The sequence below is a fragment of the Stenotrophomonas sp. X genome (genome assembly GCF_055721025.1).
In genome coordinates this window covers 3,359,426-3,381,650 of record NZ_CM146756.1, presented here as the reverse complement: position 1 = coordinate 3,381,650, position 22,225 = coordinate 3,359,426, and the positions used below count along the sequence as shown (strand labels likewise).

At 67.3% G+C, this 22,225-nt stretch carries 16 protein-coding genes; 13 read left to right on the top strand and 3 right to left on the bottom strand.

Annotated elements, in window-relative coordinates:
- Positions 1–85: 85 nt before the first annotated feature.
- The 3 genes from pyk to ACZ75I_RS15605 all read left to right on the top strand — a co-directional run bounded on the left by pyk (position 86) and on the right by ACZ75I_RS15605 (position 4,029).
- Positions 86–1,552: a pyruvate kinase gene (gene pyk, locus ACZ75I_RS15615; RefSeq protein WP_005418863.1), complete on the top strand. Its 1,467-nt coding sequence runs from the start codon at positions 86–88 to the stop codon at positions 1,550–1,552.
- Positions 1,553–1,749: 197 nt separating this feature from the next.
- Positions 1,750–2,754 carry a class I fructose-bisphosphate aldolase gene (locus ACZ75I_RS15610; RefSeq protein ID WP_005418861.1) on the top strand — a complete coding sequence of 335 codons (1,005 nt, stop codon included), beginning with the start codon at positions 1,750–1,752 and terminating at the stop codon, positions 2,752–2,754.
- A 129-nt stretch (positions 2,755–2,883) separates the two neighbouring features.
- Complete coding sequence (locus tag ACZ75I_RS15605; protein ID WP_154351333.1) at positions 2,884–4,029, top strand: ABC transporter substrate-binding protein; 1,146 nt, start codon at positions 2,884–2,886, stop codon at positions 4,027–4,029.
- Positions 4,030–4,119: 90 nt separating this feature from the next.
- On the opposite strand, the gene ACZ75I_RS15600 is transcribed toward ACZ75I_RS15605, so the two are convergent.
- Together ACZ75I_RS15600 and cysK are read right to left on the bottom strand one after the other, a co-directional pair.
- Positions 4,120–4,719 (bottom strand): O-acetyl-ADP-ribose deacetylase, encoded by a 600-nt coding sequence (locus ACZ75I_RS15600; RefSeq protein WP_154351332.1) that lies wholly within the window; start codon positions 4,717–4,719, stop codon positions 4,120–4,122.
- 210 nt (positions 4,720–4,929) lie between these two features.
- Positions 4,930–5,889: a cysteine synthase A gene (cysK, locus tag ACZ75I_RS15595; RefSeq protein WP_061479314.1), complete on the bottom strand. Its 960-nt coding sequence runs from the start codon at positions 5,887–5,889 to the stop codon at positions 4,930–4,932.
- A gap of 209 nt (positions 5,890–6,098) precedes the next feature.
- Between cysK and ACZ75I_RS15590 the strand changes: the two genes are divergently transcribed.
- The 10 genes from ACZ75I_RS15590 to ACZ75I_RS15545 all read left to right on the top strand — a co-directional run bounded on the left by ACZ75I_RS15590 (position 6,099) and on the right by ACZ75I_RS15545 (position 20,655).
- Entirely contained in the window at positions 6,099–7,082 is a 984-nt protein-coding gene (locus tag ACZ75I_RS15590; protein ID WP_061479313.1) for a LysR family transcriptional regulator, read from the top strand.
- A gap of 678 nt (positions 7,083–7,760) precedes the next feature.
- Positions 7,761–8,192, top strand: coding sequence for a DUF2946 domain-containing protein (locus ACZ75I_RS15585; RefSeq protein WP_061479312.1), 432 nt, complete (start codon positions 7,761–7,763; stop codon positions 8,190–8,192).
- Between the two features lie 72 nt (positions 8,193–8,264).
- Positions 8,265–10,328 carry a TonB-dependent copper receptor gene (locus ACZ75I_RS15580; RefSeq protein WP_472958235.1) on the top strand — a complete coding sequence of 688 codons (2,064 nt, stop codon included), beginning with the start codon at positions 8,265–8,267 and terminating at the stop codon, positions 10,326–10,328.
- 274 nt (positions 10,329–10,602) lie between these two features.
- Positions 10,603–11,709 carry an efflux RND transporter periplasmic adaptor subunit gene (locus tag ACZ75I_RS15575; protein ID WP_154351330.1) on the top strand — a complete coding sequence of 369 codons (1,107 nt, stop codon included), beginning with the start codon at positions 10,603–10,605 and terminating at the stop codon, positions 11,707–11,709.
- Positions 11,706–14,831, top strand: a complete 3,126-nt coding sequence (locus tag ACZ75I_RS15570; protein WP_472958233.1) for an efflux RND transporter permease subunit — start codon at positions 11,706–11,708, stop codon at positions 14,829–14,831. The genes ACZ75I_RS15575 and ACZ75I_RS15570 overlap by 4 nt, the downstream gene beginning before the upstream one ends.
- Positions 14,824–15,417: a GNAT family N-acetyltransferase gene (locus tag ACZ75I_RS15565; RefSeq protein ID WP_472958232.1), complete on the top strand. Its 594-nt coding sequence runs from the start codon at positions 14,824–14,826 to the stop codon at positions 15,415–15,417. The genes ACZ75I_RS15570 and ACZ75I_RS15565 overlap by 8 nt, the downstream gene beginning before the upstream one ends.
- A gap of 180 nt (positions 15,418–15,597) precedes the next feature.
- Complete coding sequence (locus tag ACZ75I_RS15560) at positions 15,598–17,106, top strand: alanine/glycine:cation symporter family protein (RefSeq protein WP_472958231.1); 1,509 nt, start codon at positions 15,598–15,600, stop codon at positions 17,104–17,106.
- Positions 17,107–17,943, top strand: coding sequence for a TrmH family RNA methyltransferase (locus ACZ75I_RS15555; RefSeq protein WP_472958230.1), 837 nt, complete (start codon positions 17,107–17,109; stop codon positions 17,941–17,943).
- Positions 17,944–18,200: 257 nt separating this feature from the next.
- Positions 18,201–19,193: a hypothetical protein gene (locus ACZ75I_RS15550; RefSeq protein WP_180867415.1), complete on the top strand. Its 993-nt coding sequence runs from the start codon at positions 18,201–18,203 to the stop codon at positions 19,191–19,193.
- Between the two features lie 10 nt (positions 19,194–19,203).
- Positions 19,204–20,655 carry an alanine/glycine:cation symporter family protein gene (locus ACZ75I_RS15545; protein ID WP_180867418.1) on the top strand — a complete coding sequence of 484 codons (1,452 nt, stop codon included), beginning with the start codon at positions 19,204–19,206 and terminating at the stop codon, positions 20,653–20,655.
- Between the two features lie 126 nt (positions 20,656–20,781).
- On the opposite strand, the gene ACZ75I_RS15540 is transcribed toward ACZ75I_RS15545, so the two are convergent.
- Complete coding sequence (locus tag ACZ75I_RS15540) at positions 20,782–22,203, bottom strand: M28 family peptidase (protein WP_180867420.1); 1,422 nt, start codon at positions 22,201–22,203, stop codon at positions 20,782–20,784.
- Positions 22,204–22,225: the final 22 nt, after the last annotated feature.

Here is a 22,225-nt window from a genome sequence, read left to right as displayed (position 1 = left end):
TCAGGCGGCACAAGGCTGTAACCGTATACATGCGGCGTGAAGGATGTGCTAATTTCCGTTCTTTACCGGGAGAGGCCCATCCACCATGTTCGAGCGTCAGCGTCGCACCAAGATCCTTGCCACCCTCGGTCCGGCCACTGACCCGCCGGGCGTGCTGGAGGATCTGTTCCGCGCCGGCGTCAACGTGGTGCGCCTGAACTTCAGCCATGGCGATCCGTCCGGCCAGGCCAAGCGTGCCGCCGAAGTGCGTGCCGCTGCGGCCCGCGTGGGCGTGGAAGTGGGCATCCTGGCCGACCTGCCGGGCCCGAAGATCCGCATCGAGCGCTTCGCCGAAGGCAAGGTGCAGCTGAAGGCGGGCGACCGCTTCGACCTGATCGCCAGCGAGAACGCCGGCCCGGGCACTGCCAGTGAGGTGGGCGTGAGCTACCTTGGCCTGCCGCAGGACGTCGGCCCGGGTGATGTGCTGCTGCTCGACGACGGCCTGATGCAGTTGCAGGTGGTGGAAGTGCAGGGCGACCGTATCGTCAACACCGTGCTCAACGATGGTGTGTTGTCCGACCGCAAGGGCCTGAACAAGCAGGGCGGCGGCCTCTCGCTGGGTGCGCTGACCGAGCGCGACAAGGAGCTGATCGGCATCGTTGCCAAGATCGGCGTGGACTTCATCGCCGTGTCGTTCTGCCGCAATGCGCAGGACATGAACGATGCGCGCGACATCGCCCGTTCGCATGGCTGTGATGCCGCGCTGGTGTCGAAGATCGAGCGCACCGAGGCAATCGAGAACCTGGAAGAAATCGTCGAGGCCAGCGACGTGGTGATGGTCGCCCGTGGCGACCTGGGCGTGGAAATCGGCGATGCCGAGCTGCCGGGCCTGCAGAAGAAGATCATCAAGGCCTCGCTGGCGCAGAACAAGGTGGTGATCACCGCCACGCAGATGCTGCAGTCGATGGTGGAAAGCCCGATCCCGACCCGCGCCGAAGTACTGGACGTGGCCAACTCGGTCATCGACGGCACCGACGCAGTGATGCTGTCGGCGGAAACGGCCGCTGGCGCCTACCCGGTCAAGGCCGTGGAGGCGATGGCACGCATCTGCCTGGGGGCCGAGCGCCAGTTCCAGACCGAGACCGACTTCAACGCGTCGCCGCGCAACCTGGAACGTGCCGACCAGGCGATTGCCATGGCCACCATGTTCCTGTCGCAGCACGTGGGCGTGCGCGCGATCGTGGCGATGACCGAATCCGGTGGCACGGCACGTTACCTGTCGCGTTTCCGCGCCAAGGCGCCGGTGTTCGCGGTGACGCGCCATGACGGCGCGCGCCGCCAGATGGCGCTGATGCGCGATGTGTTCCCGATCAACTTCGACAGCCGCGGCCTGACCCCGCGCGAAGCCGCGCGCGGCAGCATCCGCCTGCTGGTGGAATCGGAACTGCTGCAGGCCGGTGATCGCGTCGTGTTCACCAGTGGCGAGCACATGGAAACCCACGGTGCCACCAATACCCTGCGCCTGCTGGAAGTGGGTGAGGACGGCCGCGCCATCGGCCTGGGCGACCTGTAAGTAGTGCTGCCCTGGGGCCGGCGCCGCGTTGCGGATCCGACCCCGGGGTCAGACCCCCGCAGAGGCCCTGACCCCCGACGGCGGGACACGGCGTGTCCGGTGCGGACATTGGAAGCGTTTCCATCCTGTCCTCCACGGCGAGGCAACGGGCCGCGGGGCTATACTTGTGTTTTTCCCGCACCCGCCACAGGAAGTACATGAGCATCGAACAGCTGGCTGAAACCGCCCAGGCCATGGTCGCCCCGGGCAAGGGCATCATCGCGATCGACGAATCCACCGCTACCATCGCCAAGCGTTTCGCCGGCGTCGGTATCGAGAACACCGAGGAGAACCGTCGCGCCTACCGCGAGCTGCTGCTGACCACGCCGAAGCTCAACGAGCACATTTCCGGCGCCATCCTGTTTGACGAAACCATCCGCCAGTCGACCAAGGACGGCGTGCCGTTCGCCAAGTACATGGCCGACCACGGCATGATTCCGGGCATCAAGGTGGACAAGGGTGCGCACCCGCTGGCCGGCTGCCCGGGCGAGCTGGTGACCGAAGGCCTCGATGGCCTGCGTGAGCGCCTGCAGGAGTACTACAAGCTGGGCGCGCGCTTCGCCAAGTGGCGTGCGGTCATCAACATCGGCGAGAGCATCCCGTCGGGCACCTGCATCGAGTCCAACGCCCATGCGCTGGCCCGCTATGCAGCGCTGTGCCAGGAATGCGGCCTGGTGCCGATGGTCGAGCCGGAAGTGATCATGGACGGCGATCACGACATCGAAACCTGCTACGAAGTCACCGAAGCCACCCTGCGTTCGCTGTTCGACGCCTTGTACCAGCAGAACGTGCTGCTGGAAGGCACCATCCTGAAGGCGTCGATGGTCATCTCCGGCAAGGGCTGCGATGAGCAGGCCGACGTCGAGGAAGTGGCCGAATCGACCGTGATGTGCCTGAAGAGCACCGTGCCGGCGATCCTGCCGGGCGTGGTGTTCCTGTCCGGTGGCCAGAGCGACGAGCAGTCCACCGAGCACCTGAACGCGATGAACCAGCTGGGCAACCTGCCGTGGCCGCTGAGCTTCTCCTACGGCCGCGCCATGCAGCAGGCCGCGCTGAAGCTGTGGGCCAAGGACATGAAGGGCAACTACGCTGCTGCCCAGAAGACCGTGTACGAGCGCGCCAGGGACAACGGCCTGGCGGCGCTGGGCAAGTGGAACGGTTGATCCGTCCCATCGCTGGATGAACAAGGCAGCGCCGGCATCACGCCGGCGTTTGCTTTTGCGGGTATCTTTTCCGCCCCCATGCGCCTGGCCGGTGCGTGGGAACCACATGGAAGGCCAAGGAGAAACAACATGCGTTTGGCAGCAATCACACTGGCCGTAGCCACGGTCCTGGTCGCGGGCGGGTGCAACCGCATCGGCGGCGGCGCGGATGCGGGCAAGGCCGCGTCGCTCGATTTCGACAAGCCGGTCTCCGGCGAGATCACCTCGCGCAGCGGCATCAACTTCAACGACGGCAGCCATCACCAGCTCTACCAGATCAAGCTGGAAGACAGGGATCTGGTCGGCCTGAAGCTTACTGGTGCCCTCAGCGGTTCGATTGCCGTGTTCAACAATGGCAGCCTGGTATCCACCAGCAACACCGGCTATGAGCGCGAGGGGGACGTCTCGCTGGCTTTCCGCGCCAACGGCAGTGGTACCTACCAGGTGGCAGTCAACGCCGATGGCCCGACCGCGTTCGGCCCTTATCGCCTTCGCGCCGAGAAGCTGAAGCCATATGACGGCAAGCCGCTGGTGGGCAGTGGCGAGATCGTCGATATGCTGGCCAGCAACTCGCAGGACTACACCTTGCAGGTGGACAAGGCGGGCCTGTACGAGATCCGGCTGGTCTCGGATGCCTTCGACCCGGTGCTGAAGCTTTCCGGGCAGGGCGTGGATGCCGAGAATGACGACGGCGGCGACAGCACCAACTCGCGCCTGACCCTGTCACTGAAGCCGGGCAAGTACACGCTGACCGCGCGCGGCCTCGGCGACGGCGTCAGTGGCATGTTCACCTTGTCGGCCAATCGCATCGAGCTGCCGGGCAACCTGGTCGATCGCGATGGCACCGTATTGCCGAAGTCCGGCAGCGTGTACACGATGCTCGACAACGATGGCGTCCGCCGCTTCCTGCTGACGTTGGACCGTCCGACCAATGTGCGGTTGGATGCGATCTCCGGCCAGCTCGATACCGTGCTGCGCGTGGTTGGCGGCGATGTCGAACTGACCGACGATGACGGTGGCAACGATACCAACGCACGCCTGGAAGAAGCATTGCCGGCTGGTCATTACACCGTCGAGGTGTCCAGCCTGAGCAACGGCGCGGGCATGGTGGAAGTACGCGTGCAGGTGGACGGCGCCAGCGCCGACGAGGCTGCGGCCTCGGCGGCAAGTGCCGCTGCCGACGCCGCCGCTGCTGTGGCCGATGACGCCACCGCGGTGGAAGCTGCCAGCCGTTGAACGTGTTCCACACTCCGTGGGAGTGTGGACAACGGTGCTACAGGAAAGGCCGGGCAATGCCCGGCCTTTCCTTGACGCTGACCGCCGGATTCAGTGCGCGGCGGCAAAGCCCGCATCACCCAGGGGCGGCAGCAGCGACCCACGCGGTTCGCTGTCAGCACTTTGCCCGGCGGCGCTCAACGCCTGCAGGTAGGCCTTGGCCGTTGCGGTATTGAATGCCACCAGCACGATGCGCATCGGTTGCGCATGGCTGCGCTGCCAGGCCAGTGTCTCGGTCACGGCGATCTGCGCCGCCTGGTACAGCGGATAGCCATACACACCGCAGCTGATCGCCGGGAAGGCGATCGACTGCACCCCCAGCGACTCGGCCAGCTGCAGTGATTTCCAGTAGCAGTTGGCGAGCAATGCCGGCTCGTCGCGCTGGCCGTCGTGCCAGACCGGGCCCACCGTGTGCAGTACATGCCGTGCCGGCAAGGCGTAAGCGCCGGTGGCACGCACTTCGCCGGTCGGGCAACGCACGCCGGGGCGCAGCTCGGGCAACCGCTCGCACTCGGCCCGCAATGCGGACCCGGCTGCACGATGGATCGCGCCGTCTACACCGCCGCCACCGAGCAGCGTTTCATTGGCCGCGTTGACGATCGCATCCACCGCCAGGGTCGTGATGTCGCCCTGCCAAACCTCGATCTTCATGCGTCCGTCTCCTGCCTGTGAGGTGATCCGCGCAGCATCTGCGCCGGCTGTTCCCACGGTAGGGGACAGGGCATCGATGCTGCGTCATGACCGTCTCACGCGCTGCGATCCAACGGCCTTCGCGCACGATGGCGGGCGACGCCTTCACGCAGGCTGAAGCGGGAAGGGGGCGGATCCTTTTCCGAACGGAATAGGCTCTGACCCCGGCTGTTACGGCAAGCCGGCCAGCCAGTCGTCGTCGGATCCTTCGTTCACATCGGCGAACAGCGGTGTGGAGAAGTAACGTTCACCAGTATCCGGCAGCATCGCAAGGATCACCGAGCCCGGTTCAGCGCGGGCAGCGATGTCCAGCGCGCTGGCTACGGTGGCGCCGGCGGAGATGCCGACGAAGATGCCTTCCTCGGCGGCCAGGCGACGCGCGGTGGCGATCGCGCGATCATCTTCGACCGAGACCAGTTCATCCACCACGTCGCGGTTGAGCACGTCCGGCACGAAGTCCGGGGTCCAGCCCTGGATCTTGTGCGGCTTCCAGTCATCCCCCTTGAGCAGGGCGGCGCCGGCCGGTTCGGTGGCGATGATGCGGGTCTGCGGGCGTGCCACCTTCAGCACTTCGCCGACACCGGTGAGCGTGCCGCCGGTGCCCCAGCCGCTGACGAAGTAGTCCAGCCGCTTGCCGGCGAAGTCGCGCAGGATCTCGGCAGCGGTGGTGTTGCGGTGATACGCCGGGTTGGCCGGGTTGGCGAACTGGCTGGCCAGGAACCAGCCGTGCTGCTCGGCCAGCTCGGCCGCCCTGCGCACCATGCCGCTGCCGCGCTCGGCGGCCGGGGTCAGGATCACCTTGGCGCCGTAGGCACGCATCAGCTTGCGGCGCTCGACCGAGAAGGTTTCGACCATGGTGGCCACGAACTTGTAGCCGCGCGCGGCGGCGACCATCGCCAGTGCTACGCCGGTGTTGCCCGAGGTGGCCTCCACGATCGTGTCGCCCGGCTTGAGCAGGCCACGTGCTTCGGCATCGAGGATGATCGCCAGTGCCAGGCGGTCCTTCACCGAGCCGCCCGGGTTGAACGACTCGACCTTGGCGTAGACGCTGACCTGTGGCGGCGCCAGGCGCTGCAGCCTGACGATGGGGGTGTTGCCGACGGTATCGAGGATGGAGTCGTACAGGGCCATGGGAGCGCTCCGGAAACGGGGCCGCGCCGGGTTACGGCGGGCGAAGGGGGGAGGGCTGGCCGTTCAGGCCAGCGGCTGCCGGCTGACCGTAGCGCCGGCATATGACGCCCGGAAATGACCAGATACCTTTCTTAAACAACCTTTGGTTATAAGCTGGTGACGGCAATTGACCCTAGAGTGGACTTCCGCCCCATGCCGCCTGCCTGCCCATGACGCTGACCCAGCTGCGCTACCTGGTAGCCATCGCCGACGCCGAGCTGAACATCACGCTGGCCGCCTCGCGCGTGCACGCCACCCAGCCCGGCCTGTCCAAGCAGCTCAAGCAGCTGGAGGACGAGCTCGGCTTCCTGCTGTTCGTGCGCAAGGGGCGCAGCCTGGAGTCGGTTACCCCGGCCGGAACCGAAGTCATCGCGCGTGCCCGCGCGGTGCTGGCCGAAGCCAACAACATCCGTACGTACGCGGCAAACCAGCGGCGCGAAAGCCAGGGCCAGCTGATCCTGACCACCACGCACACCCAGGCGCGCTTCGTGTTGCCGCCGGCGGTGGCGGCGATCAAGCAGGCCTATCCGCAGGTCAGCGTGCACCTGCAGCAGGCCGGTGAAACCGACGCGCTGGACCGCTTGAACCAGGGTGACGCCGATATCGCCATCATCAGCACCGCAGGCGGTGAGCCGACCGATGGCATCGCAGTGCCGCTGTTCCGCTGGCGACGCCTGGTGGTGGTACCCAAGGGCCACCCGTTGGACCGCGCCGGCCGCGCACCGGACCTGGCCGCGCTGGCCCGCCAGCCGCTGATCAGCTACGAATCCTCAACCCGACCGAACTCATCCCTGCAACGCGCCTTCGCCACCAATGGGCTGGTGCCCGACCTGGCGCTGACCGCGCTCGATGCCGACCTGATCAAGACCTACGTGCGCACGGGGCTGGGCGTAGGCCTGCTGGCCGAGATGGCGGTCAGTTCCAATGACGAAGACCTGAGGTCGTGGCCGGCGCCGGATCCGATCAGCGAGTGCATCGCCTGGGCGGTGTTGCCGCGCGACCGCGTGCTGCGTGATTACGCGCTGGAGCTGGTGCACGTGCTGGCACCGCAGATTGATCCGCGCGACCTGCGCAGGGTGCTGGATGGCAACCAGGCCGCAGCGTGGCCGGTGCCCCCGACGTGGGAGTCATTGACCCAGACCATCACGGTGTGAGGGGTTGGTCGAGCAGGGCTTGCAGCCCTGCACCCGCCGAATCAATGGCAACAGCCGAAGCAACAGCAACAGCTGGCTTCCGTGGGGGGCGGGGCGGTGTGGGCAGGCAGGACACGCCTTAAACCCATCCTTGGGGGCTCGATGGCGCCATCCATGGCGCCAACGGTCCTGCCTGCCCACACCGCCCCGCCTCTGACAGATCCCGATGGCTGTTGGTAGGTGTCGACCTTGGTCGACACAGTAGATCCACGCCATGCGTGGATGCTTTTCGATTCCAATTCGAAATATTCGATTCCGATGGAGATTCATCCACGCATGGCGTGGATCTCCTGCAGATCGCGGGAAGCTGTCGAAGGCGGGGTGGGTCCGGTTGCGGGGGCGTGAGCCGCATGGGCCCGAGGCATGCCTCGGGCGGGTTGGGCAGGACGCCCAACCCCGGTCTTGCCGTGTGCGCAGGACAGCGCACACGAGCAAGCGGCGACCGAGCCTACATGGACGTATTTACGGCGTCCCCCGCAACCGGACCCACCCCGCCTACCTACAGGAAGCCCGCTTTTGCTTCGGCTGTTGCTGTTGCTCCAGCTCGCAGCGGGTGCAGGGCGCAGCCCTGCCGATGAACCCCCTCCTGCGACGGTTCGTCGCACAGGGCAACCCTGGACCTGCCTCTACACTAGCGCGGTGACCCGCCTGTCCCGCCCGCAGCGCCTTCTGCTCCAGCTCGCCGTCCTGGCGACGCTGCTGATGGTGCTTGCGCCACTGGTCAGCCGCGCGCTGCAGGCGCCGCCGATGGACCACGCGGCGATGGCAGGCATGGACCACGCGGCCATGGGACATGACATGCACGACATGACCATGGCCGGGCACGACCCGCATGGCGCTTCGCAGGCAGCACCCAACCGCCCGGCCGACCCCCACGCCATGCACGGCGAAGCCTGCGAATACTGCGTGCTGGCCATGCGCCTGCTGCCGTGGCTGGCGGTGCTGGTGCTGCTGTTGCCGTTGCTGTGGCGGCCGCGGCTGGTATTCCCGTGGTCGCAACAGGTGCTGCCGGCACTGCGTTGGCCGGCGCACGCCGCACGTGGGCCACCGCGCCCCGCCATCGTCCGCTGATGTCCCTATCGAATCTGCCGCACGACGCCTGACCGGGCGCCGTGCGCGCGTGCGTACTTTGGAGCTGTTCCGATGAAAATGACTTCCCGCCCCGCGGGCGCCTGCGCGCGCCTGCCGGTTGCCCTTGGCTTTGCCGTGGCCGCGTCACTGGCCCATGCTGCGCCTGCCGAGCAGGCGCGCACCCTCGACACGATGGTGGTCACCGCCGCCGCACCGTCCTCGCCGCTGCACTGGGTGACCGATCCGCGCCTGCCGCGGCAGCCTGTGCCGGCCAGCGACGGTGCCGATTACCTGAAGACCGTCCCCGGCTTCTCCGCCATCCGCAATGGCGGCACCAACGGCGACCCGGTGCTGCGCGGCATGTTCGGTTCGCGCCTGAACATCCTCAGCAACGATGGCAACCTGATCGGTGCCTGCCCGTCGCGCATGGACAACCCGCTGTCCTACATCGCACCGGAGAGCTTCGACCGGCTGACCATCATCAAGGGCCCGCAGAGCGTGCGCTGGGGGGCAGGTGCCTCGGCCGGCACCGTGCGCTTCGAACGCGATACACCGCGCTTCGAGGAACCGGGCCTGCGTGCCGATGCCAGCGCGCTGGTCGGTTCGCGCAACCGCAACGACCAGGTGCTGGACCTGACCCTGGGCAACCCGACCGGCTATGTGCGCGCCAGCGGCAACCGTTCCGAAGCCGATGACTACAAGGACGGCCACGGCGATGTGGTGCCATCGAAGTGGCGCAAGTGGAACGGTGACGTGGCGATCGGCTGGACGCTGGATGCCGACACGCTGCTGGAAATCTCCGCCGGTGCCGGCGATGCGATCGCGCGCTACGCCGGGCGCGGCATGGACGGTGCTGCGTTCGAACGCACCAGTTATGCCGCGCGCTTCGAGAAGCGCAACCTGCCGGGTGCGTGGGACACGCTGCAGGCCAACGTGTACTACAACGAGGCCGACCACGTGATGGACAACTACACGCTGCGCACGCCGAATCCCAACAGCATGATGCCGATGCCGATGGCGTCGAACGTGGACCGCCGTACCCAGGGCGGCCGGGTCAGTTCCGAGTGGGGCTGGCAGGACGTGCAACTGGTGGCGGGTGTGGACGGCGAAGACAGCCGCCATCGTGGCCGCATGGGCATGGGCCGCGACACCTACCGCCAGGCCGCCTGGGAGACCGATGCCAACTTCCGCCGCTATAGCGTGTTCACCGAGTTGACCCTCGGCGCCGGCACCGACCAGCGCTGGATCAGCGGGCTGCGCATCGATCGCACCAGCGTGCGTGATGAGCGGCAGTCCATCCGTGGAATGATGGGCAGCCGGCCCAACCCAACGGCCGGCGAGAAGCGCAAGGCGTGGCTCGGCAGCGGTTTCCTGCGTTACGAGCAGGACCTGGCCGATGGCCTGACCTGGTACGCCGGGCTCGGTCACAGTGAGCGCATGCCCGACTACTGGGAGCTGTTCTCGCCCAACCATGGCCCGGCCGGTGCAGTGAACGCGTTCACCGGCGTGCAGCCCGAGCGCACCACCCAGCTCGATGTGGGCCTGCAGTACAAGGGACCGCGCGTGCAGGCCTGGGTCTCGGCCTATGCCGGGCAGATCCAGGACTACATCCTGTTCACCTACCACGGCAGCGGCATGATGGGCATGAGCCAGGCCAGCAACGTCGAGGCGCGCATTGCCGGTGCCGAGGCCGGGTTGGAAGTGAGCCTGACCGAGCAGTGGAAGCTGGGCGGCACGCTGGCCTATGCCTGGGGAGAAAACCGCGACCAGCAGCGTCCGCTGCCGCAGATGCCGCCGTTGGAAGCGCGCCTGAGTGCGAACTGGGAGGGCCAGCGCTGGAGCGCCGGTGCGCTGCTGCGTGCGGTGACCCATCAGCATCGTGTCGCAGATGGACAGGGCAACGTGGTCGCGCAGGACCTCGGGCCGAGCGCTGGATTTGCCACCTTCGCGCTCAATGCGGCGTACCGTTTCAGTTCGCAGCTGCAGCTCAGCGCCGGCGTCGACAACCTGTTCGACCGCGCCTACAGCGAGCACCTGAACCTGGCCGGCAGCGCCGACTTCGGCTTCCCGGCCGACCCGGTGCGGATCAACGAGCCGGGGCGCAGCGTGTGGATGAAGTTGAACTACCGGTATTGATCCGCCGGGCATAAAAAAAACGGGGCCGGATCCCCGCCAGGATCCGTCCCCGCCCGACGCCCTCGGTCGGGCAGGTTCGACTCTACGATGACGGCCGCGGTGGTGCACCACCGGATACACCCCGACACACGCCGACACTGCCCATGGCAGCCTTGCACGGAACGGGTTCAAGGCGCTATCGCAGCCTTGGTTCCACGCCGGTAAACGCTTGGCACATACCGCTTTTATGGGCACTTGCCTACACTCGGCGACCGTGGATCAATCAGGACCGTTCATGTTGGCTCGTATCGCTTCGACCCTGGCCCTCGGCCTCAGCCTGGCCGTGCTGGCCGGGTGCGCAGGCAAACAGGAGGCCGCCGCACGTCGGCAGGGCGAAGCGGTGCCGGTCACTGCGCAGGTCGTGCAGCCCACGCAGTGGAACGACACCCTGCAGGCACTGGGCACGGCCAAGGCGCGCGAGTCGATCAGCGTCACTGCCAAAGTCAGCGAGATCGTCGAGAAAGTGCACTTCGAGAGCGGCCAGCACATTGCTGCCGGTGCGCCGATCGTGACGCTGCGCGGGCAGGCCCAGGAAGCCGCACTGGTGCAGGCGCAGGCCACCTTCCATGAAGCCGATCAGCTGTACAAGCGCCAGCGCGAACTGGCCGCCCAGCGTCTGGTCTCCAGCGCCACGCTGGATACGCAGAAGTCGATCCGCGACGCCGCCGAGGCACGCGTGATGCAGATGCAGGCAGACATTGGTGACCGACGCGTGCGTGCGCCCTTTGCCGGTGTGCTCGGCATCCGCCAGGTCAGCCCGGGATCGCTGCTGACCCCGACCACGGTCATCGCCACGCTCGACGACATCGAGCACATGCATGTCGATTTCCAGGTGCCGGAAGTGGAGCTGGCTGCGCTGGGTGTTGGTGACAAAGTCAGTGCCACCAGCGTGGCCTGGCCGGGCCGCACCTTCGAGGGCGTGGTCAGCACCATCGATGCGCGCATCGATCCGGCCACCCGTGCGGTGACCGTGCGCGCCGATTTCGCCAATGGCGACCATGCATTGCGCCCGGGCATGCTGCTGGACGTGCGCCTGTTCCGCCCCGAGCGCCCGGCGCTGGTGGTCCCGGAAATCGCCGTGGTACAGGTTGGCCGCGATACCTTCGTGTACCGCATCAAGGCCGACGACAGTGTCGAGCGGGTGGACGTGGCCACCGGCGCGCGCCGTGCCGGCGTGGTCGAGATCCGGCAGGGCCTGGAAGCGGGCCAGCGCATCGTGGTCGATGGCACCGGCAAGCTGCGCCCGGGCCTGAAGGTTGCTGCGAAGGACGCCGCACCGGCCTCCGGCGCCAAACCGGCTGACGCGCCGGCGCCGGTCGCGGCCGAGGGCCACGGCGGATGAAGCTGTCCGACATCTCCATCCAGCGGCCGGTGTTCGCCGTGGTGATGAGCCTGTTGCTGCTGGTGCTGGGCGTGATGTCCTTCACCCGCCTGACCCTGCGCGAGCTGCCCGCCATCGACCCTCCGATCGTCTCGGTGTCGGTGGACTACACCGGCGCGTCGGCGGCGGTCATCGAAAGCCGCATCACCCAGGTGCTGGAAGATGCGCTGGCCGGCATCGAAGGCATCGATACGATCAACGCGCGCAGCACCAACGGCCGCTCGCAGGTCAGCATCGAGTTCACCTCCAACCGTGATATCGAAGCGGCGGCCAACGACGTGCGCGATGCGGTCAGCCGTGTCGCCGACCGCATGCCGGAAGAGGCGCGGCCACCAGAGATTGCCAAGGTCGAGAGCGATGCCGACCCGATCATCTGGTTCAACATGGTGTCCTCGACCATGGACACGCTGGAGCTGAGCGACTACGCCGACCGCTACGTGGTCGATCGTTTCTCCAGCCTCGATGGCGTGGCCCAGGTCCGCATCGGCGGCCGCCAGCGCTATGCGATGCGGATCTGGCTGGACCGTGACCAGCTGGCCGCGCGCGGGCTGACCACCGGCGACGTGGAAACCGCACTGCGCAACGAGAACGTGGAGCTGCCGGCCGGCCGCATCGAGTCGACCGACCGCGATTTCACCCTGCGCGTGGAACGCAACTACATCAAGCCCGAGGATTTCGCGACCATCCCGCTGGGCAAGGGCCGCGACGGCTACGTGGTGCGCATGGGCGACGTGGCGAAGATCGAGCTGGCCTCGGCCGAACGCCGCGCGTACTACCGCAGCAACGGCGAGCCCGGCATCGGCCTGGGCATCGTCAAGACCTCCACCGCCAACTCGCTGGACGTGGCACGCACGGCGCGCGCCGAGGCCGAGCGGGTGGCGCTGACCCTGCCCAAGGGCACGCAGATCTTCGTCGCCTTCGACAACACCACCTTCATCGAAGCTGCAGTGGACCGCGTCTACGCCACCCTGGTGGAAGCGATGATCCTGGTGCTGGCGGTGATCTGGCTGTTCCTCGGCAGCTTCCGCGCCGCGTTGATTCCGGCGGTGACGGTGCCGGTCTGCCTGGTGGCGGCGTTCATCGCGCTGTATGCGTTCGACTTCTCGATCAACCTGCTGACCCTGCTGGCGCTGGTGCTGTGCATCGGCCTGGTGGTGGACGATGCGATTGTGGTGGTGGAAAACGTGCAGCGCCGCATCGACCTGGGCGAGCCTCCGCTGGTGGCCTCCAAGCGCGGTACCGCGCAGGTCGCCTTTGCGGTGATCGCCACCACCGCTGTACTGGTGGCGGTGTTCCTGCCGGTCGGCTTCCTGGAAGGCAACACCGGGCGACTGTTCCGCGAACTGGCCGTGGCGCTGGCCGCTGCCGTGGCGTTGTCCGCGTTCGTTGCGCTCACACTGACGCCGATGATGGCTTCCAAGCTGCTCAAGCCGCATACCGGGCAGGCTCCGCGAGGCCTGCACGGCTTCATCAACCGCAACCTGGAACGCCTTGCGGGTGCCTATGGGCGAGTGCTTGATCACCATGTCGACCGCACCTGGATCTACCTGCTGGTGATGGTGGCTGCGCTGGCCGCCAGCTGGGGCCTGCTCAAGCTGCTGCCGTCGGAACTGGCGCCAGCCGAAGACCGTGGTTCGTTCCAGATCATGATCGACGGCCCGGAAGGCGCCGGCTACGACTACACCGTGCAGCAGGTGCAGCAGGTGGAAGCGCTGCTGGCACCGCATGTCGGCCCGGACAAGCCGATCGTGCGTGCCAACCCCCGCGTGCCGGGCGGCTGGGGCGCCAGCGAGGAAATGCATACCGGCCGCGTCAGCATCTTCCTGCAGCCGTGGCGCCAGCGCAGCGAGGGTACGCCCGAAGTCGCCAACGACCTGCAGAAGGAACTGGATACCATCCGCGGCGTGCGCGTACGCACGCAGGTGGGTGGTGGCCTGGTGCGCAGCGGCGGCCAACCGTTCCAGATCGTGCTGGGCGGCCCGGAATATGCCGAGATCGCGCAGTGGCGCGACCGCATCCTGCTGCGCATGGCCGACAATCCCGGCCTGGTCGGCCCCGATTCCGATTACAAGGAAACCCGGCCGCAGATGCGGGTGAACATTGACCGCCAGCGTGCGGCCGATCTCGGCGTGCCGGTCACCGCGATCGGTTCGGCGCTGGAAACCATGATGGGCTCGCGTCGCGTCACCACCTTCGTCGACAACGGCGAGGAGTACGACGTGCTGGTGCAGGCCGGTCGCGATGGTCGCGCCAGCCCGGCCGACCTGGCCGCGATCCGCGTGCGCGCCAACTCCGGCGAGCTGGTGCCGCTGTCCAACCTGGTCACGCTGAGTGAAGTGGCCGAGGCCGGCACCCTGAACCGCTTCAACCGACTGCGCTCGATCACCATCAGTGCCGGCCTGGCGCCGGGCTATCCGCTGGGCGAGGCCATCGCCTGGGCACAGAACGTAGCCCAGGAAGAGCTGCCGCAGTACGCACAGGTGAACTGGAAGGGCGAATCGCGCGAGTACCAGAGCGCCGGCGGCGCAGTGCTGCTGACCTTCGCGATGGCGCTGCTGGTGGTGTACCTGGTGCTGGCGGCGCAGTTCGAGAGCTTCATCCATCCGCTCACCATCATGCTGACCGTGCCGCTGGGCGTACTCGGCGCGCTGGTCGGGTTGTGGGTGAGTGGCGGTACGGTGAACCTGTTCAGCCAGATCGGCATCGTGATGCTGGTCGGCCTTGCCGCGAAGAACGGCATCCTCATCGTCGAATTCGCCAACCAGCTGCGCGACGATGGGCGCAGCGTGCGCGAGGCGATCATCGAGTCGGCGATGGTGCGCCTGCGCCCGATCCTGATGACCTCGATCGCCACCGTGGTCGGCGCGATCCCGCTGGTGGTCGCCGGTGGTCCTGGTTCGGCCAGCCGTGGCACGATCGGCATCGTGATCATTTTCGGCGTGACTCTTTCGACGTTCCTGTCGCTGTTCGTGGTGCCGGCGTTCTACGCGCGGCTGGCGCCGTACACTCGTTCGCCGGAAGCGGTGAAGCGCGAACTGGAGAAGCAGGAAGCGGAATCGCCGTCGGTGGGCGGGCATGCCTGACCCGCGCGCCGACGGGGGCGGCCGGGGCGGATCCCTTTCCGGAACGGAAAGGGCTCTGACCCCGCCACTACAGGGTGACGGTTTCCAGCTGCGCCCCTGGCGCCCGGATGACCTGGACTCCCTGCTGCGCCACGCCAACGACGCCGAGGTATCGCGCGGTCTGCGCGACCGCTTCCCTTACCCGTACACGCGCGGGGATGGCGAGGCCTTCCTCGCCGGCCGCGTGCTGGCTCCCGGCACCCTGAACCTGGCCATCGAGATCGACGGCCAGGCCTGCGGCAGCGTCGGTGCCCAACAGGGCGTGGCCGAGCGTGGGCATACCGCCGAACTGGGTTACTGGCTGGGCCGGGCCTATTGGGGGCAGGGCCTGATGACCCGCGTGGTCGGCCTGTTCGCCCCATGGGTGATGGATGAGCTGCGCCTGTTCAGGTTGCAGGCCACCGTGGTCGACTTCAACCTCGGCTCGGCCCGGGTGCTGGAGAAGAACGGCTTCCAGGAAGAAGGCGTGGAGCGTTGTGCGGTCTACAAGCGCGGCGTGTTGCACGACCTGCGCCGTTTCGCCCGGGTGCGCACGCAGCTGCCCTGAACACGCGGGCTGGCCGCTGTAGCGCCGAGCCCATGCTCGGCTGCCCTCGGGGGCCCAAGCCGAGCATGGGCTCGGCTCTGCAAAACAGCGCTACCGCAGCGGCCTGCGATCAGGGAGAATCGACCGGTCCCCTCCAGCCGACGGGACGTCCTTACAACCCGCCGACTGGAGAGAGCGCGCGTGGAAGCAACCGTACACTTCATCAACAGCATCATCTGGAGCAAGGCACTGATCTTCGTGTGCCTGGGCGCCGGCCTGTTCTTCAGCCTGCGCACCCGCTTCATGCAGATCCGTGGCTTCTTCGAGATGTGCCGCCTCACCGTCAGGGGTGAGAAATCCGACGCCGGTGTGTCCTCGTTCCAGGCGCTGGCCATGTCGATGGCCGGCCGCATGGGCATCGGCAACATCGCTGGCGTGGCCACCGCCATCGCCTTCGGCGGTCCCGGTGCGATCTTCTGGATGTGGGTGATGGGCTTCCTTGGCGCATCCACCTCGTACGTCGAATGCACCCTGGCGCAGATCTACAAGACCAAGGACGCCGAAGGCCGCTACCGCGGTGGCCCGGCGTACTACATCGAAAAGGCCATGGGCCTGAAGTGGTATGCGCTGGCCTTCGCCGTCGCCACGATCATCGCCGCAGGCTTCCTGATGCCGGGCGTGCAGGCCAACGCCATCGCCGACAGCATCATCAACGCCTGCCGTGGCACCGCGCTGTGCGGTCCGCTCGATGGCCAGGTCTTCGGCATGGAATCGGTGCAGGCGCTGAAGCTGGGGATCGGCATCGTGGTGGCGCTGCTGCTGGGCGTGGTCATCTTCGGTGGCGTCAAGCGCATCGCCAACTTCGCCGAGGTGGTGGTGCCGTTCATGGCCGCCGGCTTCATCCTGATGGCCATCATCATCATGATCATCAACTACGACCGCGTGCCGGAAATGTTCGGCATCATCTTCAAGAGCGCCTTTGGCACGCATGCCGCGTTCGGCGCGATGATGGGCTTGGCGGTGGAGTGGGGCATCAAGCGCGGCATCTACGCGAACGAAGCCGGCCAGGGCTCGGGCCCGCACGCTGCGGCCGCCTCGGAAGTCTCGCACCCGGCCAAGCAGGGTTACGTGCAGGCCTTCGCGATCTACTTCGACACCATGATGGTGTGCACCGCCACCGCGTTCCTGATCCTGGCCAGCGGCACCTACAACGTGTACTCGCCGGTGGAGGGCGCCGCGCCGATCTTCCAGGGCCTGGCCGGTATTCCCGAAGGCGCCGGTTACGCCCAGGCCGGCGTGGAAGCGGTGCTGCCGGGCTGGGGTTCGGCGTTCGTATCGGTGGCCATCTTCTTCTTCGCCTTCACCACCATCATGGCGTACTACTACATGGCCGAGACCAACCTCAGCTATGTGAACCACAACAGGAAGCGGCCGCTGACCGTGCTGCTGCTGCGCCTGGGCATCATCGGCATGGTGGTGTTCGGCGCGTTCCATAATGCGACCCTGGCCTGGGCGCTGGGTGACATCGGCGTCGGCCTGATGGCCTGGCTGAACATCATTGCCATCCTCATCATCCAGAAGCCGGCGATGCTGGCCCTGCGTGACTACGAACGACAGAAGAAGCTGGGCCTGGATCCGGTGTTCGACCCTGATGCCCTGGGCATCAAGAACGCCGATTTCTGGCGCCAGCGCAAGCAGGAGAGTGTGTAAGTGAACAACCCTTGGAACAACCGCCGCCCGTCCGCCCGTCCGCCGCGCGCAACGCCGTTGCCGCGCCCGGAGGTGCCGGCCACGGGCGGTGGTGGGCGCGGTGGCAGCGACGAGCTGCGCCTGTACGGCCTGAATGCCGTGCTGGCCGCGTTCGAAGTGCGGCCGCAGGCGCTGCGCAAGCTGTACCTGCTGGAGGCGCGCATTCCGCGCCTGCAGCCGCTGCTGAAGTGGTGCGTGGCCAACCGCGTGGGCTACCGCGTGGTCGAGGATGGCGATCTGAACAAGCTGGCCGGCACCACCCATCACGAAGGCGTGGTGGCCGACATGCTGCGCGCCCCGGCACTGCCGCTGGCGCAGTGGCTGCAGCAGGTCGGTGACGGCCCGGCGCTGGCGTTGTGGCTGGATGGCGTGGGTAACCCGCACAACCTCGGCGCGATCCTGCGCTCGGCAGCCCACTTCGGTGCCAAGGCGCTGCTGCTGCCGGCCGGCAGCACGCTGGCGCTGTCCGGTGCCGCCGCGCGCGTGGCCGAGGGCGGTGCCGAAGCGGTGCCGCTGGTGCAGCTGCCGGAGACCGCCCTGGCGATGGCGCAGCTGCGTGCCGCCGGTTTCGGCCTGGCCGCGACCCTTGTGGAAGGGGGGGACGACGTGTTCCGCACCTCGCTGCCGGCCCGCCTGGTGTACGTGATGGGCGCCGAAGGCGAAGGCATGGACCGCAGCCTGGCGGGTGCGTGCGACCTGCAGGTCTCGATTCCCGGCAGCGGCGCGGTGGAGAGCCTGAACGTGGCCTCGGCCACGGCGGTGCTGCTGGCGCAGTGGGCGAGCCGTCGCGACGATTGACGCGGCTGTTTCATCGCGTGTCGATCTGAAACCCGGCCCTCGTGGCCGGGTTTTTTGCGCAGATCCCTCGGAGCATCGACATGATCACGCGGATCGCACGCCGGGTGCAGTCCATGAAATGGGTTGATTGCGACTGATCAGGATGCATCAAGCATGCTTGATGCACGCGTACGCACTTTTAGAATTTGTCTCATTGTTGAGCCGCATCCTGCATCGCACGGTGGACGTCCATCCAACGTCGAACAGGAGTGGTTCCCATGCATCGAATCCAACCCCACGCGATGCGCGCATCCCTGCTGCTGTTGCTTTGCGCGCTTGCAGCCTCCCCGTCGCAGGCCGAAGAACGCAGCCTGGACGGCGTCAACTTCACCGGCCCGTTGATCACCCCCAACCCGGCCGGACTGCCACAGGGCAACTGGTACATCGAACCCTATCTGGTGCGGGTCGACAGTCGCGACCACTACGACAACAACGGTGATCGCCGCCGCAGTGCCGAGCACAGCGGCGCATGGGCCACTGTGGTGCCGATCATCTATGGCTTCAGCGACCGGGTGATGGGCCAGGTCAATCTCAGTGCATCGCGCTCGGAGTCCGGCGGTGCGCGCAGCAGCGGCTTCCGTGCCGGTGACACCACCGCGCGGCTGCAGTACCTGCTGCAGGCGCCCAATGCCGATGGCACCCGTCCGGCCATCTCGGTCGCGCTGGTGCAGCGTTTCAGCACCGGCAGCCACGATCGCATCGCCGGCAATCCGCTCGATGCGCAGGGCGACGGCGTTCAGCGCACCACTGCAGCGCTGGGCGTGCAGCAGGTCGTGTGGCTGGGCAATGACCGCCCCGTGCGCTGGCGTGCCCAGCTCAGTGCCGGGCCGGCACCGTCGCGCACCGCCATATCCGGCACCAGCGTCTACGGCACCGATGACAGCTTCCAGGGACATATCTCCCGCGGGTCGGTGCTGGGCCTGTCGGTCGGCGCCGAGTACAGCTTCAATTCGCGTTGGGTGGGCGTGATGGAGGTGGCCGCCAGCCGCGAGACAGGCCAGCGCCTCAGCGGCTTCGCACGCAACAGCAGCGGTGCGATCGAACGGATCGAAGAGCATCGCCCGGCCAGCCGCAGCGTCACCCTGGCGCCGGCCGTGGAGTACCACTTCAGCCCGTCACTGGGCCTGATCGCCGGTGTCGAGTTCAGCGTGGCCGGCCGCAACGCCGGCCGCATCATCAGCCCCCAGGTCGCCCTGGGCATGTTCTTCTGAGGGGCCGCCGATGAACATCGAATCCATCGTCAACACGATCCTCGGCGTCGTCTGGAGCCCCTACCTGGTGGTGCTGTGCCTGCTCACCGGCCTGTACTTCAGCGTGCGCACGCGCTTCATCCAGCTGCGTGCATTGCCGGACATGCTGCGCCTGATGTTCCGCCATGAGCGCTCCGATGCCGGGGTGTCGCCGTTCCAGGCGTTGTCCCTTTCGCTGTCCAGCCGGGTGGGCGTCGGCAACATCGCCGGCGTCGCCATGGCCATCGCCTTCGGCGGCCCCGGCGCGATCTTCTGGATGTGGATCGTCGCCTTCCTCGGCGCGTCCAGTGCTTTCATCGAATCCACGCTCGCGCAGATTTACAAGGATCGCGACGGCAAGGGGCAGTACCGGGGCGGCCCGGCGTACTACATCGAGAAAGGCCTCGGCCAACGCTGGTATGCCGTGCTGTTCGCACTGGTGACGGTGCTGGCGGGCGCGATGCTGGCCGGCACCCAGTCCAATGCGATCACCAGTGCGGTGAACGAAGCCTGGGACGTACCGGTGATGACCACCACCGCGGTTCTGCTGGTGGTGCTGGGCGCCATCCTCATCGGCGGTGTGCGGCGCATTGCGCGCGTGGCCGAATGGGTGGTGCCGCTGATGGCCGTGGCCTACCTGCTGGTCACGGCGCTGGTGATGGTGCTCAACGCGGAGAAGCTGCCGGAGGTGATCATGCTGGTGCTGCGCAGTGCATTCGGCGTGGATGCAGCGTTCGGCGCGATGATCGGTACTGCCATCCAGTGGGGCGTGCGTCGCGGCGTGCTGTCCAACGAGGCCGGCATGGGCAGTGGGGCGCACCCGGCCGCCGCCGCGGAAGTTTCGCATCCGGTCAAGCAGGGCCTGGTGCAGTCGTTCTCGGTCTACATCGACACGATGGTGGTGTGCAGTGCGACCGCCTTCCTGATCCTGTCCACCGGCCTGTACAACGTCTACGACCCGGCGGTGAACGGCATTCCCGATGACGCGCGCCTGCTGCTGGGCAATCTGCCCGGCGTCGAGGCCGGGCCACGCTTCGTGCAGCATGCGGTGGAATCGGCGCTGCCGGGCTTCGGCCGTTCGTTCGTGGCGCTGGCGATCCTGCCGTTCGCGTTCACCACCATCCTCGCGCTGTACTACATGGCCGAGACCAACGTCAGCTATCTGTGCCGCGATCGGCCGACGGCGTGGCTGATGGGCGTCTTCCAGCTGCTGTTCCTGGCAGCGACCGGCTACTCGGCGGTGAACAGTGCAACGGTGGCCTGGTCGCTGGGTGACATCGGCGTCGGCCTGATGAGCTGGCTGAACATCATCGCCATCCTGCTGCTGCAAAGGCCTGCCCTGGCCGCACTGCGCGACTACGAGCAGCATCGCCAGGCCGGCAAGGATCCGCTGTTCAACCCGAAACTGCTGGGCGTGCGCAACACCAGCGTGTGGGAGGGCTGACAGGATCGGGGTCAGATCCCTCGCCAGGGCGAGGGCTCTGACCCACGCCATTGCCCGGTGGGTGCGAACCTCGGTTCGCACCGCTCTTCCCGCTGCACTCGCCGGGCATGGCCCGGCGCCAGCGCATCACTCGTTCGGCGGCGTGGTCGCCTTGGCCTCGCTGCCGAAGCCGCCATCGGCTTCCGCCGCCAGGTAGGCAAACACGGTGTAGGCGGCCACGTTCTGCGCCAGTGCCTTCGGGTCGATCTTGTCCAGCGTGTCGTCGGCGGTGTGGTGCAGGTGGAAGTAGTCCGAGCCGTCCTGCGCCAGCCACGCCCACGCGCCGCCCTTGGCGGCCAGCGGGCCGACGTCCGGACCCGGGCCCCCCTTGTCGGCCTGGTACTCGATGCCCAGCGGCTTCATCACTTCGGCAATCTGCTTCGTCGCTTCGCGCGAGCCTTCCGGGTTCGGCGAACCGGTATTGAAGGCGTAGATGCGGCCTGCGCCGAAGTCGCTCTCGGCGGCCAGCTGGTGCAGGGCCACGTCCTTGGCGTGTGCCTCGGCATAGGCCTTGCCGCCATACAGGCCCTGTTCCTCGTTGGCGAAGGCGATCACGCGGATGGTGCGCTTCGGTGCCTGCTTGAGCTGGCCGATCAGGTGGCCTGCAGCCATGGTGATGCCCACGCCTGCGCCGTCATCGACAGCGCCGGTGCCCAGGTCCCACGAATCCAGGTGACCGCCGATCACCACCACTTCCTTCGGCAGGCTGCGGCCGGTGATCTCGCCGATCACGTTGTAGGAGGTGGCGGTGCCATCCCAACCGCAATCCAGTGCCACCTTCACCGTGGTGCTGCCACGCGCCAGCAGGCGGGCCAGCTGGTCGGCATCGGGCACCGACAGCGCGGCCGACGGCACTGGGGTCAGGCCGTCATCGAAACGGGTGATACCCGTGTGCGGCACGCGGTGCGAGTCGGTACCGGCCGAGCGCATCAGGAAACCGACCGCACCCTTGCGGATCGCTTCGGACGGCCCCTTGCTGCGGATCGCACCGCCGCGGCCGTAATCGCGGCCATCGCGGAACGGCAGCATCTGGTAATCGACGAAGGCGATCTTGCCCTTCAGCGAGCCCGCCGGTGCGGCCTGCAGCGCGGCCAGGTCGGCGAAGCGCACCACCTCGGCTTCCACGGTGCCGCCTGGGCTGCCGCCCAGTGCAGTAATCTGCAGCGGCTGCGGGTTCCTGCCGGTCACGGCGGCGTGTTCACTGCGCCGCTCCCACTTCGGGAATGTCACCGGCTCCTTCCACACCTTGTCGAAGCCCAGGGCTTTGAACTTGGCTTCGGCCCAGGCCACGGCGCGGGCATCGGCTTCGCTGCCGGCGATGCGCGGACCGATCTCGGTGGTGAGCGACTCGACCACCTTCCAGCCGGTGTCATCGGCCAGCGCCTGGTCGCGCAGCTGTGCGGCGGTGGCCAGCGACGCCGGGGGCAGGGTAGTGGTGTGCGGCGCCGCGAAGGCCGGGGCGGCCAGCAGGGCGAGGGAGGATGCGATGGCAAGGACGCGGCGACGCATGAACAACTCCGGGAAGGGACCT